Annotated in this window: 20 protein-coding genes; all 20 read right to left on the minus strand. The window is 66.4% G+C overall.

Features of this window, described 5'->3' with window-relative positions:
* Positions 1 to 263: hypothetical protein (locus ACWEJ6_RS20925; RefSeq protein ID WP_452425453.1), on the minus strand; the 263-nt coding region annotated here is incomplete at its 3' end.
* Positions 256 to 1,992, minus strand: a complete 1,737-nt coding sequence (locus tag ACWEJ6_RS20930; protein ID WP_452425455.1) for a hypothetical protein — start codon at positions 1,990 to 1,992, stop codon at positions 256 to 258. The genes ACWEJ6_RS20930 and ACWEJ6_RS20925, both read right to left, overlap by 8 nt.
* A 118-nt stretch (positions 1,993 to 2,110) precedes the next feature.
* The gene (locus ACWEJ6_RS20935; protein WP_452425457.1) at positions 2,111 to 3,190 is read right to left on the minus strand and encodes a phage distal tail protein; all 1,080 of its coding nucleotides are present in this window, start codon (positions 3,188 to 3,190) and stop codon (positions 2,111 to 2,113) included.
* 12 nt (positions 3,191 to 3,202) lie between these two features.
* On the minus strand, positions 3,203 to 3,886 hold the full coding sequence (locus ACWEJ6_RS20940; RefSeq protein WP_452425459.1) for a hypothetical protein: 684 nt from the start codon (positions 3,884 to 3,886) through the stop codon (positions 3,203 to 3,205).
* The gene (locus ACWEJ6_RS20945; protein ID WP_452425461.1) at positions 3,886 to 4,368 is read right to left on the minus strand and encodes a hypothetical protein; all 483 of its coding nucleotides are present in this window, start codon (positions 4,366 to 4,368) and stop codon (positions 3,886 to 3,888) included. Before ACWEJ6_RS20945 ends, ACWEJ6_RS20940 begins: the two co-directional genes overlap by 1 nt.
* A gap of 65 nt (positions 4,369 to 4,433) precedes the next feature.
* Positions 4,434 to 4,901, minus strand: coding sequence for a hypothetical protein (locus tag ACWEJ6_RS20950; protein WP_452425463.1), 468 nt, complete (start codon positions 4,899 to 4,901; stop codon positions 4,434 to 4,436).
* 8 nt (positions 4,902 to 4,909) lie between these two features.
* On the minus strand, positions 4,910 to 5,140 hold the full coding sequence (locus ACWEJ6_RS20955; RefSeq protein WP_452425465.1) for a hypothetical protein: 231 nt from the start codon (positions 5,138 to 5,140) through the stop codon (positions 4,910 to 4,912).
* 43 nt (positions 5,141 to 5,183) lie between these two features.
* Entirely contained in the window at positions 5,184 to 9,083 is a 3,900-nt protein-coding gene (locus ACWEJ6_RS20960) for a hypothetical protein (RefSeq protein WP_452425467.1), read from the minus strand.
* A 213-nt stretch (positions 9,084 to 9,296) separates the two neighbouring features.
* Positions 9,297 to 9,443, minus strand: coding sequence for a hypothetical protein (locus ACWEJ6_RS20965; RefSeq protein ID WP_452425469.1), 147 nt, complete (start codon positions 9,441 to 9,443; stop codon positions 9,297 to 9,299).
* A gap of 203 nt (positions 9,444 to 9,646) precedes the next feature.
* The gene (locus ACWEJ6_RS20970) at positions 9,647 to 10,189 is read right to left on the minus strand and encodes a hypothetical protein (RefSeq protein ID WP_452425471.1); all 543 of its coding nucleotides are present in this window, start codon (positions 10,187 to 10,189) and stop codon (positions 9,647 to 9,649) included.
* A complete protein-coding gene (locus ACWEJ6_RS20975) occupies positions 10,189 to 10,674 on the minus strand; it encodes a phage tail tube protein (protein WP_452425473.1) in 486 nt (161 codons plus the stop codon). Before ACWEJ6_RS20975 ends, ACWEJ6_RS20970 begins: the two co-directional genes overlap by 1 nt.
* Positions 10,664 to 10,870: a hypothetical protein gene (locus ACWEJ6_RS20980; RefSeq protein ID WP_452425475.1), complete on the minus strand. Its 207-nt coding sequence runs from the start codon at positions 10,868 to 10,870 to the stop codon at positions 10,664 to 10,666. The genes ACWEJ6_RS20975 and ACWEJ6_RS20980 overlap by 11 nt, the downstream gene beginning before the upstream one ends.
* Positions 10,870 to 11,199, minus strand: coding sequence for a hypothetical protein (locus ACWEJ6_RS20985; RefSeq protein ID WP_452425477.1), 330 nt, complete (start codon positions 11,197 to 11,199; stop codon positions 10,870 to 10,872). The genes ACWEJ6_RS20980 and ACWEJ6_RS20985 overlap by 1 nt, the downstream gene beginning before the upstream one ends.
* Positions 11,200 to 11,263: 64 nt before the next feature.
* A complete protein-coding gene (locus ACWEJ6_RS20990; RefSeq protein WP_452425479.1) occupies positions 11,264 to 11,680 on the minus strand; it encodes a hypothetical protein in 417 nt (138 codons plus the stop codon).
* Complete coding sequence (locus ACWEJ6_RS20995) at positions 11,677 to 12,066, minus strand: hypothetical protein (protein WP_452425481.1); 390 nt, start codon at positions 12,064 to 12,066, stop codon at positions 11,677 to 11,679. The genes ACWEJ6_RS20990 and ACWEJ6_RS20995 overlap by 4 nt, the downstream gene beginning before the upstream one ends.
* A gap of 3 nt (positions 12,067 to 12,069) precedes the next feature.
* A complete protein-coding gene (locus ACWEJ6_RS21000; protein ID WP_452425483.1) occupies positions 12,070 to 12,462 on the minus strand; it encodes a DUF6093 family protein in 393 nt (130 codons plus the stop codon).
* Positions 12,459 to 13,025, minus strand: coding sequence for a hypothetical protein (locus ACWEJ6_RS21005; RefSeq protein ID WP_452425485.1), 567 nt, complete (start codon positions 13,023 to 13,025; stop codon positions 12,459 to 12,461). The genes ACWEJ6_RS21000 and ACWEJ6_RS21005 overlap by 4 nt, the downstream gene beginning before the upstream one ends.
* 2 nt (positions 13,026 to 13,027) lie before the next feature.
* Positions 13,028 to 13,603 (minus strand): hypothetical protein, encoded by a 576-nt coding sequence (locus ACWEJ6_RS21010; protein WP_452425487.1) that lies wholly within the window; start codon positions 13,601 to 13,603, stop codon positions 13,028 to 13,030.
* Complete coding sequence (locus ACWEJ6_RS21015) at positions 13,600 to 13,923, minus strand: hypothetical protein (RefSeq protein ID WP_452425489.1); 324 nt, start codon at positions 13,921 to 13,923, stop codon at positions 13,600 to 13,602. The genes ACWEJ6_RS21010 and ACWEJ6_RS21015 overlap by 4 nt, the downstream gene beginning before the upstream one ends.
* Positions 13,923 to 14,978, minus strand: coding sequence for a major capsid protein (locus tag ACWEJ6_RS21020; protein ID WP_452425491.1), 1,056 nt, complete (start codon positions 14,976 to 14,978; stop codon positions 13,923 to 13,925). Before ACWEJ6_RS21020 ends, ACWEJ6_RS21015 begins: the two co-directional genes overlap by 1 nt.
* Positions 14,979 to 14,980 lie beyond the last annotated feature (2 nt).

Below are 14,980 nucleotides of genomic sequence, written 5' to 3' on the forward strand. Positions count from 1 at the left end.
TCGCCGATCGTGACCGGCGGCCTGAGCTGTACCTCCGAGCCGTTGCCGCCCGGCCGGAACGTCAACCTGCCGCCCTTGATGTAGATGCGGCCATCAGTGGCGGGCATGCTGCCCGTGTCGGGGGCGGCCATGCCGCGCATGATCCACCCCTGGGACGCCTCGGTGAGCGCAGGCCGGGACTTGAGCTGGGCCTCCAGGTCCTCGACGCGCTTCTGCAGGGCCCGGATCTCGCCCATCAAGTCGTTGGGGAAAACGTCAGGCACCGGGAGCCTCCTGTCCCTCAAGCACGAGCTGCGCTTCTTCTTTGCCGGAGTCTCGGCTGGTGGGAGTGACGCGCATGCCGATCACGCGGCGGATCCGGGACTGGCGGACGTGCCACTCGTTGTCCAGCTTGATCATCGCTGTGTCGCCGAGGTTGTTCGGTGTCAAAGTGGGGTTGGCGCCGAGCGCGATCGTCACCTGGTCCACGCGCAGTGCGCCGGGAGCTCGCGCCGCCCAGAACGCGGCGTAATCGTCCAACGTGGCCTGCACGGTCGCGGTCGGGTACGAGATCGTCCGGTCCAGCCGGGGCCAGCCTGCGGCCAGGTGAGCGGTCGCGGCGGCAACGGTGGACACGAGCGGAGTCGCCGACGTAGACGCGTCCGTTGAGATGGATGAGCCGCGCGCCCGCCACCTGGTAGCCCCTCGTAGGGCGTCGATCTCTTCTGACCATTCCAGGATGTCGCCGCCGTGAGAGGAGTCGACGAGGACGTGCTGCGGTTCGGCCTGCCCGAGCGTCGGGTACCCCCAGCGCCATTGACGTTCCAGCACGCCGGAGACGAGCGCGAGGTCAATCGCCCACTCAAAGCCGTTGTCGACCTGCGCCAGCTCGATCAGCCGTTGCCCGTAGGTGCCGCCCTCCGAGTCCAGGTAGGAGCGGGTTCGCAGCACGCCTGAGGTGCCGGGCTGGAGCACCAGTCCGATGTTGGCGTTGGCCTGCGCCATCGCGTGGCTGAGAAGCTGCCGTGCGATCTCGACCTGGTCGATACCGGTGTAGAAGAGGTCCTGCTGGATCTCCACGTGCGACAGGTAGGCGTCCAGCGTGGAGCCCCGCAACTGCACGGTGGGGATGCCGCGGCGGGACCGTCCGATCGTCGCCGCGGTGATCCAGTACTCGCCCCACGGGATGCCGTCTCTGAGGATTTGGCAGGAGATGACGCCAGGCCCGCGGTCCAGGACGGTGTCGTCGAGCGGGATGATGTCAGCGACCTGCGCTCGCACCTTCCGGTTCGGGATCGGGATGCTGGCCGAGAACGAACCAGCCTGAAGGAGCCGCTTGTCGAACGAGACGCCCTTCAGATCCAGGTCGCCCAAATACTGCCGGTCAAGGACTCGGATAATCGAGTACCTGTAGCGAGACGTGCCGCGGCCTGGGGTGAACGGCTGGCTCGGCGGCGGATCCGGCACCTGTGCTGTGGACGCCTCCACCACGACGACCAGCGCCGCACACGCCAACAGGGTCGTGCTGGCCAGGTGGAACTGCTGCCCCGTGGCGGTCGTGGAGACGACGTTGCGCCACACGACCTGTCCGGACACGTCGTCCTCGGACTGGATGTCCGCCAGCTCGGCGAACCCGACCGGCGTCGACCAGCTGACGGACGTGTTCGATGGCGTCCCGGCTGCGAATCTGAATTCCAGCCCGCTGGACGTGGCCGGCACGATGCTGGGCGAGATCGCCGCCTGGCTGTTGGTGAACGCACTCCCCAGCCCCACCTGCGGCTGAGTGGTGACCGCGCCCGCTATGGCAACGACGACACACACGCCGTCGGCGGTGCCCCCCTGTGTGATCGTGTACTGGGCGGGTTCGGCGTTGGTGCCGAGCCGCCACCACACGTCCACCGCCGACAGGGTCCCGGCCAGGCCCTCGATGTGGCCGATCCGGGTCCACGTTCCGCCGCCTGTCAGGTTGGCGAACCCGCCGCCGTCCACGCTGAGGAACGCCAGCAGCGACATGCCTGACGTGACACCTGTAGGTGCGTTGACCTGCCATGAACCCGTTTGGCCGATGCCCTGCGTCCACGAGCGGATAACGGCGGCCAACGATCCACCGCCTCACCACGTGTCGTGCAGGTCAGAGAGTGGCGTCGCGCCAGAAATAATCCGCGCCCTCGCCGCCGCCCGAGGTGGCGGTGTAGAGGATCACGTTGTTACCCGGGGACAGGACGAAGTCCTGCACGGGAACGCTGCTGCCGGTCAGCGCCGACATCTTCGACACCCCGGCCAGGGTGATGGTGCCGCCGTCGGTGTCGATCTCCAAGGTTTGCCCGGCCGTCAATGTGATGGCGAGCTGCAGCGTCCGGTCTGATGTCTGATTGGCGAGCGTCGGGTTGGTGACCGGTCCCTCGATGCGGATTAGCGGATGAGAGGCAGCGTTGCCCGCGTTGCCGAGCCCGGTGGTGGTGTTCAGCGGGACGGTCACCCCGTACCGCTCCAAGCTGTACCGGCGAGGATCCGCACACGCGATCAGCAAGGACACTGTGGGCAGGCCCACGTTGTAGTCGCCATCCAGGTCGATGTCGCGGGCGATGACCTGCCCGTACGCGAGCGTCGGAGCCCCATACGACTTGATCACCAGCGGTAGCGGATCCTCCGAGTCCGGGATGCCGGTCGCCGCCGCGAGCTGATCGATGACGGCGTCGATCTGCGTCGGATCCGCAGCCGAATCCGGCTGCAGCTTCAAGGTCACCAGGCGCTGCTGGGCGAGCTTTCGCGCGTCCCACGCGCCGTGCCGGTTCGGTCTCTCCTCGTTGAGGTTGTCGATGTTCGGGGTGCCCATCCACCCCTGCACCGGCAGCAGCACTCTGACGCTCGTGCTGGGCCCCCACAAGGTGCCGTTCCACTCCACCTCGCCGTTAGCCCCGGTAAGACTGTCTCCGGGTTTGATCGGGACGGTGACCGAGATCGCCGGCCACTCCGAGACGCTCTCGAACGGCGGGAGGGTGAACACCTGGTCCCGATGGAGCGTGATCGCCGGCCACTCGCTGATCGACTCGAACACCGAGAGGTTGACGTTGGCGTTCGGGGTGACCACGCTGACCGCAGGCCACTCCGACACCGACTCGAACGGCCCCAGCCCGATCGGCCGATCCCACATGCGTGGGTGACGGGCGATGACCGGGCGGTTCGAATATGAGCGTCCGGAGCGGGCCACCGGCCACCTCCCTTACCAGTTGGCGGCGCGGTGCACAGCGGTCGGTGGCGTCCAGACGCGGTTCGGCGGAACAGGCTGTTCTTCGATGATCTCGACGGCGATCCACGTCCACGACGCCGCCGAGGTGCTGAAGGCGTCGAAGTTGAACGTGACCGCGGTGCCGATCGCCCCGGTGTTTGCCGCCTTGACGACACTCATGCCGGCGGTATTGATGCCGCGCACCCACACCTGCTCGTCGTCAGTGGATGTGGGGGCGCCACCTGCGGCGGTGTCGCGGGCCACGGCCAGGCCGCGGCTGTTGGCCACCGTGCTGTTGTAGCCGGTCGGGCTGATGTTGTTCGTGGTGCTGCTGCCCGATCCGGTCGCGCCGATCGGTGTACCCAGCCCGGCACCGGTAACCACGTAGACGCTGAATCCGCCGACGAACGTGGCCGCCGTGTCGCGCGCCACCGTCACGGTCATCCCGGTACGAGCGTCCGGAACTGGAGCAGTCCAGATCGCGTCCTTGGAATCGGCGGTGATGTGCCGTTGAGTCCACGTCAGCGCGGCACCCGAGTTGGACAGCGCCGCCAAGCCGCCGATCATCGTGCAGGCGACCAGAAGGCTCTGAGCGGGCGCGTCGAACGCGGCGGTAGGCAGCGACGTCGCAGAGGCGGTAGAGACGAGCGGCGGCGACGTGGCGATCGCGATCGCCATCAGCAGCGCTCAAACCACATGGCGGCCCGCACGTTGACCACCGCTGGCGCGGTCAGGCGCAGCACGAACCCTTCCCCCAGCGCGGAATCCGGCGAGTCGCCGAGCGGCCAGTCGTACATCACCAGGCCGCCGTTCGGGGTGAGCAGGAACGCTTCTACAGCGGTGAGCACGGTCGGTTCGGTGGTCCAGTTCTTCGCCGCCTGAAACCCCGTCGAGGCGTGCCTGCCGTACACCTGGTTGATCGTGACCGTGGTGTTGTTCGTGCCGGTCGGCGGCTGTGTGGCGAACGTCGCCGTGCACACCTCGACCAGCACGGGCACCGCCGACGCGGTCACGCCGTCGAAACCGACCCGGAACTTACGCAGGTCCACGGCGTGGTTCGCGGTTGTCGCGCCCGACTTCACGCCGAGAATCGTCTTCGCCGTCGCCGCGGCCAGCGCCACCGCGCCCTCGGTCGTGATGCTGTATCCGCTCTTGGCCATGAATCGGCCTCCTCACATGCGAAAACCCCCGCACGCTGGCGAGGGTCGAAGGTCGAATTCGATGGTCAGGCGGCGTTGCGCAGCACGGTGCGCCACAAGCCGGTCGTGTCAGGCGTCACCGTGTAGGTGCCGTCGCTGGAGTCGTAGGTGGCACCGAACCAGCGCAGCATGAACGCCTTGTTCGACAGGCTCGACGCGTACACGAGCAGGGCGTCAGCAGCGATCGTCGCCGACGTCCACGACACCGCCGAGAACCGCCACCCAACCTTGTTCGCCGCACCGGCCAGCTCAGCAAACGACACCACGGTGAGGCTGCTCCCGCCCGCCGTGTATCCGGGCCCGGTCGTCTCTCCCGAGTTCCACGGCGCCGTCCCGTAGGCGGGATTCGTCTGGCTGAAGTCGGGAGTCACCGACCCGGTCCACAGCGCGCCCTTGAACACGCCCGGCGTGGTGGAGCCGACGTCGATCGTGATCTGCTGCCGGAACGTTTTGACGTAGGTGTCGTTGAACCAGCCGTCCTGAGTGATAGCCATGACGCTCCTCAGGCCAGGTTGATCGTGACGTGCTTACGCTGCTTGCCTGACGGGGTGGTCTCCTCCGTCACGATGTGTCCGGCGGTGTCCCGGACAGCCTTGAACCGGCCGCCTTCAGGTGTCGCACCTTCGGCCACCTCGTCCCGAGTGGCAGATGTCCACCCGGAAGGCCGCGTCTGGATGTTCTTCTGCCGTAGCCGCTCCGCGTACGGGATGTCCTCGGCTTCGTTTTCAGGCATGGCTGAGCCCGCCCTCCTCACGTGTTGATGTTGAAAGGCGGACTCAGCCGCGCGTGTACAGGTCGGCCTTGGCCCACAAGATGTCGGAGTCGACCGTCTCCTTGATCGTGGTGCCGTTGAAGTTCACCGTCTTGTTGATGATCGGAGCGACAGACGCGGAGCCCGAGCCGTTCGCGCCCGCACCGTACGAGCCCCCCAGGCCGCCGTAGGATCCGCTGATTTGCTGAGGCTTGGACACCTTCGACGCGTTCACCGGACCGCTCGACGCGTACCCGGTGACCGGCTGAGAGCCAGACACCATGCCGCCAGCGGTCGACTTCTTGGGCTGGTTGCCATCGACGAAGCCGCCGCTCTTGCCCTTCAGTGACCCCATGCTCTTCGTCGCACTGGCGCCGATCCCGCTCTTGGACGAGCCGGCCTTGGTGGAGCCTGTCGACTTCTTCGCCGACGCCCCGACCTCCTCCTTGATGGAAGCCATGGTCTGCGTCAGCTCGTACACCGAGCCCGTCAGACCGTCCACCGAGCCTGCCACCGTCGAGGACATGTCTGACACGCCAGTGCCGAGCAGGTCGATGCTGTCCCCGATCACCTGCGATCCCGACAGCCACGACTGGTCAAGCTCCGCGGCCGATGCCCCGACTTTGCCGATCGAGGACGTCAGGCTGCCCGCCTGACCCATCGTGGATTGCAGCGCCCCCATGACCGCCTGCAACCCGCCGGCCACCTGCATGCCGCTCGCGTCGATCGTGACCGACAGGTCGGACAGGCTCTTGGCGGCCTGCTGGTTGCCGAGCTGCAGCCCGAAGTCGTTCGCGACCTGGGCGAGCAGTGCGATTGCCCGGTCCCGGTACTGGGACGCGTACGGGATGTACGCCTCCTTGCCCGCCTCAGCGAACACGGTGTTGCTGCCGGACACGAACGTCGCCTGATTCGCGACCATCGGCTTGATGCCGCCGGCTGCCATCAGATCGACCCCGCCAGCCTGGATCCCGCCCGCGGCCTTCTTCTTCGGCGGCGTTGACGGGGCCTTGATGCCGATGGGGATGTCGTACGGCTTAATGAACTGCTGGAGCAGAGCGTGCAGAGAATCCTTGGCCTTCTGCGTGTTGGCCGTGATCTCAATCTCGCGCGACTTCAGCTGCGCCAGCATGTCGCGCAAGCCCTTGGCCGAAAGCATGGCCTTCTCCGCGTCCGTACGGGAGATCCCGTACGCCTGTGCCAAGAGCAGGATCTGCTCGCGAGCCTCAGAGTTCTTGCCCGCCAACTGGCCGAGTTTCGGAAGCTGCTCCAGGATGGTCCTCGTGCCATCAGTGGTCTTGCCAGACAGCGTGGCTGCACCGTCAGCCGCTAGACGTACCGCGTCGATGTAGCCGGCGAACTTCTCCCGAGCGACGATCACCGCGTCCCGCTGCTTGTCGGTCATTGACGCGTTGACCTGCAGCTTGCCGTTCGCGGCGTTGATCGCCTGCTCGGCGTCGTTGTACGCCTTCTTCATGTTCTGGACCGCCTGCAGGGCGTCCGTGCGACCGGCGAAATCCGACAGCGACTTGGTCAGCCCGCCCACAGCCGTGGTCGCGGTTCCGGCAGCGCCGCCCATCGTGCCGAGCGCATCCCCGGCCACCTTAGCCCGGATCGCCGCAATCTCCTTCTGGTGGTTGAGCTTGTCCAGCTCCTCGCTGAGCGCGTCAACCCTGTCGCCGGCAATCTTCCCAGCGCTGGTGAAGTAGATCCATTCAGCGATATTGGCGCCTTGCTGAGCTTCCTGCTCCTTCAAGGCTTGCGTGACTGCCGCAATCTGCTGGTCGAGGTTGTCGCCAGCACCGGCCTTGACAACGTCAACGAACTTACCTGCAGCCTCCGTAGCCGCCGCAAATCTCTCTTCCAGGAGGATCAATCCGCCTGCAGTCGCGACTCCTCCAGCGATGGCACCGACGCCGCCAAGCTTGTCTCCGAGCCCGCCAACTGCGTCACCGAGCTTGGACGCTCCCGTCTTGGCCTTATCGAATCCGTCCCGCAGGGCGCCAAGCTTGCCAGGCATGTCCAGAAAGAACCGTGCGATCCCAAGTCCGGCCTGGGCGGCCTTGATGGCAATGATTGCCACAGCGATCAATCGGATGTGCTCAGGGTCCATCCCGGCCGTCAGCTTGGCGAGAAGGCTAAGGCCACTGAAGGCACCCACGCCGAGCGGGGCGACCGCCTCGCCAATGTTGCCGAGGGACTTGGCGAGGTTCTTCGCCAGTTCCAGCACCTCGGGCGCATTCTCCTTCACGTAAGCGATGAACTCGTGGAACTCGGGCGAGTTCTTGAGGTTCTGGCCCCATTCGGAAAACGCCTGCGATGCCTTCTCTACCCCGCCAACTACGGTAGGCGTGAACGGCAAGAATGCGTCAATGAGTCCAGCGACGCCCGTTGTAACGTTAATGAACGAGTCGCCCAGGCCGGTCATGGCGCCGGGGATTTGCGTGTTGAGGTTGAATAGGAATTGCTGCCAGAACGGGCCAGTCAGGGCTTTCTCGGCGTTCTGGCCGAACGCCAGAAGCCCGACGCTTGCGCTCTTGGCAAGCGGTCCTGCCTCCTGCAGGCCCAACCTCATCAGGTCAAGGCCCTGGTTGATCACGGGGAAGACGTCCGGTTCGAGGGACCGCTGCCAGTCGACGTACTCGTCCTTAAATGTCTTGATGTTCTTGGCGAGCGCGATCTCTTGCTTGTTCAGATCCGCGAAGGCGTCCTTGAGCTTCGCCGCTCCGCCACCCCCGCCGGACATGGCGGCCTGCTGCTGAAGGTGAAGTTGCTTAAGCTGGGCTTCCGCCTGCGCGACCTTGTCCTGGGCTTGCTTGAGCTTGTCCAGGCCGGCCTGGTACTCCTTGGTGCCCTTGACGCCCTCACGGTTCGCCGCTGCCGTGTCCTTGCGCGCCCGCTGGGTCTTGACCTCCTGCTCCCTGCTGCGCTGCTGGGCCATCTCCAGACCGAGCATCGCCCGCTCAAGCTCAAGGTCAGACGCCTTGCCCTCGTCATGCTTCCCCTGGACGTCGGCCAGCCGAGCCTCGGCCTCACGCACCGCCAGCGCCGCATCCTTCTGAGAGAGAATGCTGCGTTCAAGGCTGAAATTCATGTCCTCCAGGGCTCGCCTGCCCGCCTCGCGCGCCCTGGTCAGGTCCTCTTGGGCCGCCCTCTCCTCGTTCTGGGCGTCCTTCAGCCTGCGCTCGGCCTGCTCCAGCTGCATGGCCTGCTGAGCCGCCTGAGCTGCGGACTGGCCAGCTCCACCCGTCGCACCGCCCGCCGACTTGGCCGCGGTCTCCTGCGCCTTCAAGGCGTCGTTGATCCGAGACAGGGCGGGAACCGCCACCGCACCGAAGGCTGCGGCTCCAATTCCGGCAGCCGCGAAGGCACCGCCGAGCGCGGTCACGCCTACAGCGAGGGTTGTCACCGCTGGGAGAGATGCGAGCGCAGCGCCCACCATGGCGATGCTGCGCAGCGCCCCTGCCGCGTCCGCATCGATGGTCACGGTTGCGGTACGGCCATCGACCCGGTTGATCTCGCTGTCGATTGACCGTAGCTCAGCCATCGCCTGCGCGACGCCAGCCTTGACCTCGAACGCCACGTCCTTGTCGTCGAGCGCTTCCAGCTCCCGCTGCAGCGCCTGCATTTCGGCGTACGCCTCAGCGGCATCGATGTCGACGCCGACCGTCTTGGACGACAAGCTTTCGAGCCGTGACCGGATCTCGGCAATCTTGACGTCGGCCGCAGAGCTGTTGACGTCGATGTCGATCGGCGGCAGCCGCTTGGCCGCGTCCTCCAGCTTCTTGCGGAACCCGGCGGCGAACCCTGCGCTCTCACTGAACTTGCGGTCCAGCTCCTTCAGGGTGCTTTTGGCCTGCCTGCCACCGGCCACGAAGTCCGTGACCGCGAGCTTGAGACGGGTGGTAACGGTGCGATCGGCCACGACTCACCTCCATGTAACGAAATGAGTCGTTCAGCACTAATGAGGTGTTGTACCGTGTCACGATCGCTTGCGGGATCGGGGGATTCAGCGAACCGAGGGAGTTCCCGTGAATATCGGGCCAAATGAAATGCTCGTCGGCCTATTCGTGGTGGTCGTGATCGGCGTGCTGGTCATCACCGTCGTGATGACTCTGCGCCGCAGCAAGAGGCCCCGCTAGCGCACCTTGCGCACCTGGAAGACCCAGTCAGTAGGGTCCTCGATGCTCCGCTTCTTCATGGTCAGCGGCGCGCACCCGTGGCATTTCAGCGGCTCCAACGCCACGTACGCGCCCTCGCTGGCCGGATCTGTCGTCTCCTCCAACGGGAGACCGCACCCTGGGCAGAGGCCGGCCTGCGCATCCAGGTCGGCCGCGGCCCAGTCGCGGTCATCCTCGGTCCATTCCGGCTCTCGAACTGTGATCGCCCGCACCAGACGGCCCTCACCGTCGTACTCGAACTCCGTGATTTCTCGCGGTTCACGCCCGAGCAGTTTCGAACGAGGAATGCCGTACGTACGGGCGATCTTCAGCTCGCGCTGGTGTTGGACAGAATCGCGGAGGCAGCGTACGAGAAAGGGACCTCGCCGGAACCGCCGTTCAGCTCCAGGATCGCGTTCCACAACGAGGACCACTGGCCCTGGGTGATCCGGTCCACGATCTTGCCGGCCTGATCCTCGTTGATACGCGGCTTCACCGAGCACGCGGCCAGCGCGGCAACCGGGAACGTGTCGCGGTTGAAGTCCGCGGGCGCGTCTTGCTTGCGCGGCTTGTGCTCCTTCAGCAGGTCAGACCACTCCTTGCGGGGCAGGGCCCGCAGCAGGAACACACGGACGTGCTCCTGCATCTCGGCCCGCAGCGCCTCGATCTCGCCGGCCAGTCGGCGCGCCTCGCTGCCGCTGCTGGCGAGCGAGTCGCTCTCAGGCTTACGCCGGGCGGCTTCCAGATCGCGTTCGAGCTCTTCGAAGCGCGCCTGCAGATCGCCGCGCAGGCAGATCGGTACCTCGGTTTCAGGCAGCTTGAGCCCGTCCAGGAAGTCGTCGATGTCCTCGACGTACCGCTGTGCGGCCACTACGCCACCACCGCGTCGATGTCGGAGTCACTGTGGTTGTACAGCTTGGAGCTGAACTTCTGCACCTCGTTGAGAGCGGTCTGCTGCTTCTTGCGCCTACCGTTCTGGACGGGGTGGATCTCCGCCTCGTCGCCCGTCACCCACGGAAGCGCCTCGTCCTTGGTGCGGCGCACAGCCAGGAAGCCGTCCTGGAAGGGAACCAGGGTGTTGTAGGCGACGTCCTCGCCAGATACGAGCTTGCGCTTACACATCAGCTCGATGTTGTACTTAGCGGTGCCCACTCGCTCGGTTTCGGACTTGCTGGCCAGGCTGGTGTTGTCCACAGGCGACTCATCGGGCTCGATTCCCAGGCCGTCCTTGAGGATGTACTCCTGTAGGTCGACGCCGGCGTTCAGCTCGGATGCGGGCGGGTTGGAGATGCTGGACAAGGTGAGCAGGTACGTCACCTTGATCATGCCATCGCCGAGAAGGTCCTCACCGGCCATCGTTGTCCTCCTTGTCCTTGCTGGCCGGGCGCTTGGTGGCGCTCTTGTCCGGCGTGACGGTTTGCGTTTGCTCGGCGGGCGCCGGCTGGTCGAGGCGCTCGTACGCGCCTGCGAAGTACGGGTAGGCGGACTCGCCGACCTGGGTCTCCTGGCCGGTCTCGCGGTGGCGGACCGGGATCATGCGTGGGCGGCCCATCAGCCGATCACCGCGAAGGTCAGCGTGGCGCCCGGCGTTGCAGACCAGGTGAGGGAGATCAGGTTGGAGTCGGCGGGGTCTCGCATCGACGGCAGAAGCAGGATGTGCGAGAGGCCAACCGCCAGCGTCCACGGCTTAGCCGGGTTGGCGACGTTGTAGTTGGTCTTGCCAGGAACCGTGACAGTCAGGGTGACCGTTCCGGCGGTGGTGTTGTTGATGACCATCCGCGTCGGACGAGTAATGCCGCTGATCTTGTCGCCAACGGCAGCTTGATGCATGGTCAGGGTCGCACCGTCAACGGTCGTTCCCTGTGGTGCTCGGGTGGCCATGGGGCTCCTTTCGGGGCATGCCAAAGAGCCCGGCCACCCATGGGTGTCGGGCTGAAGCGGGTCTTTAGTTGGTGCGGTCGCTCCGCACCAGGTATTGCGCAGTGGCGAAGAACAACGGCGTCGAGGCGTCCTCGCGCTGGACCGGCTGAGCGCCTTCCTGCCGGATCGGGCGCACCCGCCTGCCGGGAACAGTCGGAACAGTTGTAAGCAGGGACGTGGCAATCTTGTCGGCCACCAACGCCGCCTGCTCCGGTGTCACGCCCACGCTCGTCACTTGGAAGCGCAGATCGTTCGGCGCATCATCCGACAGCGAGCGATCCGCGAACGACTCCATGCCGACGTCTGGATACAGGACCGCGTACGGCATAGACGCGTTCTGCGGGGCCATCGCCCAGTAGATGCCGATCGTGTTCGGCAGAGCAGCGTCGATCATCGCCAGGATGGCGTTGACGAGCGGGCGCGACTCCAGCGGCGCGCTCACATCAAGTCCTTCACGAGCTTGTCCACCGCAGCGTTGAACTCCGGCTCGATCGCCGTAGTAGCGCGGGCCCCGTCTAGGTGGGGCGGCTGGTGCACCGAGCCGAACTCGAAACCGCGCCCCATCCCGCCTTGCGGGAGCAAAGAATCGGGCCCCACCTCCCACACCGCTGCAGACAGGTCGTAGATCTGGCTGGCAGTGATGCTGCGCGGGTAGTGCTTGCCGTGTGGCAGCGCGGTGTCGCGGGCGTTCTCCCGCCACTTGCGCTGCAGCTTGAGCGCGTAGTCCTTCACTAGCGGAAACGCGCCCTCTGCCACGCGCTGAGCTCGGTCTTCGATCTCGTCGCCGACAGGGAGGAGCTCGGAGAAGTCCAGGTCGAGATCGGCCATCGCTTATCCCTCCTTGTCCTCCACAAGCAGCCGTCTAGCTGTGGACGTGCCGGCGAGGTTGATGCCGATGACCTCCAGCGGCCTGCCGACCAGCCACGCATCATCAGATGCGGTGACAGTCAGCCGGTCCTCGCGCCGGATCTCCGGTGCGGCATCCCACGGCAGCACAGCCACGTACTGCCCCAAGGTGACTTCACGTTCGCCCCACTCCGTCTCGCTGCTGGAGCGGGGCTTGATCCGGCAATTGCCGCTGTAGACCGTCGTGTACGTCTGCTCGTACTGGCCGGTCTCCTCGTTGAGCACCGGGTCGCCGTCCCGCCGCCCCACCGTGCAGGTGTCCCGCATCAGGCGGAGCGCCGCAGCACGGCCGGCAGCCAGGACGCCTTCGACGCTCACGACCGGACCCTCACCATGTAGGCGGAGGGCGGATCGCCGAGAAAAGCTCTCAATTGGGACTCTTCTCCCATTAGCAGCCCTGAGGCTGTCTCCAGGGAGTCGGTGGCGTAGGTGACGGAGTAGTCGTCGATCGACTCCGACCGGACTCCCGCCTCCATGCCGCCGCTGGCCGGCGCTGAGCCAAGCCGAGCGGCCACCGAGCAGACGAGCTCCAGGAGTTCGTCGGGAATGGGGGCGAACCCGTGGACGTAGGTGACGTTCACGTCGTAGCACGACGGGACGCCGGTGATGCGGTCGTAGCCGTCCCATCGCCAGCCCGTCAGGGTAGCGCCGCCGTCCTCAGCGAGTTTCGCGACGCTGGTGACGGAGAAGACCGGAGGGCCGGGCAAGGTCACCACCCCACCGTCCACGCGGAGGCGGACGGTGGAGGTCGTTTCACTAATCTGCTGGCCGGCCGCCCGGCGGATTCGCACCGACGCGCGGTCCAGCAGCTCGCTCTCGCGCCCCGCTGGCAGGGTGTAGCCGAACCGGGTTGCGTCGGCCGCTGTCGCGAGCGCCGCCATGTTCAGCTCGCGATGACCAGCGGCACGGTGCGCTTGAACGCCGGGGATGCGAGCGTGGCGGGCGCAGTGGTCGTCAGCGACGAACCAGAGGTGACGGCGAGGTTCGTCTCACCAGTCAGGACCGGCTTGGCGCCGACGGCGCCCACCAGAGTGGGCGGGGTGCCTGCCGTGACGTTGATCGCCGCCCAGTAGATGCCAGACGTGACCACGCGGTACGCGCTGGACAGTGCCAGCGTCTTAGCGGTGTCGGCAGCCCACGCCGTACTCGTCTGGTCCGCCGTCTGAGCGATCAGAGCCGGGGTGGACGCCGTCGAGTACAGCGCGAACCACCACGCGGTCGGGGTGGCCGCGGCAGTCGCGCCAGAAACGAACGTCAGGTTCGTGATCAGGTCACCCGCCGACAGGTACAGGGGAACTGCCGTCATGACGCCCGTAGAGAGCGCGGCCAGATCGGCCAGCGGCGCCCGGGGCAGGTTCGCGCGGTGGAACACGGCGTCCTGCGAAGGGCGGCTGGCACCGCTGGAGAGCCAGCCGAGGTCCTCGCGCACGAGGCCGGTGTAACGGCCGTGAACGGTCACTGCTCGTCTCCTTCATCGTCGGCGAACCGCTCGACGAGCTGGTCGCGGGTGAGCTGATCGGCATCAGCCTCAGCCATGCCGTGGGCAACCGCGTAGGCCACCCACGCGGCCTTGGACGCGGACTTGCGGGGCGGAGCGTCCTCGTCCGCCTCGGGCGCCTGCTCGGCGATGGCAGGCTCGATGGGATGGACTCCGTAGCCCTTGCGGCTGAAGTAGGCGAGAGCCGCAGCGTTGCTGGTGTGGCCGACGCCGCCGGAGAAGACGACGCCGGCGACCTCGCCGCGGAACTCGGGCTCCGGGGTGGTGATCCGGTACAGCATCACGCCACCTTCACGTTCCGGAACACGCCGCACGCCTTGGTGTTCTTCAGTACCGCGGCGAGCGGGCCCATCTCGACCTCGCCCGACTTGACCGCGCCGGCGGTGGTGAAGTCGGGCATGACCGTCTGGACCAGTGGGCTGCCGGCGACGCTGGCACCATGGAAGGCGTCCAGGCCGAAGCACACGGCGTAGATGTCAGTCAGGTTCGTCTGCGTGGTCTGACCACCGGCACCGTCCGGGTCACGTGACTCGATCGGGATGATCGGGCCGGAACCGTCGGCGGTGTCGCCAATGTCGACGAGCACCCAGTCGCCGTACCGGTCGATCTGACGGCCGAGGTCGTCCTTCATCGACGTGTACATCGACGCCCAGCGGGCCAGAGCCCGGATGCGGGTGATCGACTTCGTGTTGCCGAGGATCGCCTTCACGCCAGGCGGCAGAGCACCCGGGGTGCCCTGGTCGCCGCCGCCGACCTTCGACGGGACGATGCGTGACAGGAAGTCGTCCAGCTCATCCAGCCGCGAGTTGGCCTCGGCCTGCGTGTCCACGGTCGCCATGGACCAGTCGGTCCACATGTTGGTGCTGCCCGGGAAGTACTCGGTGGTGGTACCCGTCAGCAGCTTGTCCAGGCCGTCGAAACCGGCGGCGTCAACCGCGGTGTCGCCGTTGATCAGCTCCTCCTGCACGCGGATCTGCACGCCGGTGAGGAGCTGCTGCATCTGGAACGTGACTTCGTTCGTGGCAGCCTGACCGAGCCGGGCCAGCGCCCGGTCGATGGAGAAGGCGCCACCGAGCGGCTTCAGGTCCACGGAGTAGCGCTGCCGAGTGGCCTGACCAGTCGAGTACTCGGTGTTGTACTGGCGGAACGCCGCCGTACGGGCCGCGGTGAGGCGGGTGTAGCTGTAGGTGAGGCTGCCGCCGCCGGTGCCCGGGGTGACGGTGTCGTCCCACACCATCTGGTCCAGCAGCCAGCTGTAGCGGCGCAGGTTGTCGATGACCGCGTAGTCCACGTCGGACTGGGTGTTGACCTGCGCCTGCGCAAGGGTGACAGGCATGA

It is taken from the genome of Nonomuraea sp. NPDC004702 (assembly GCF_053601695.1).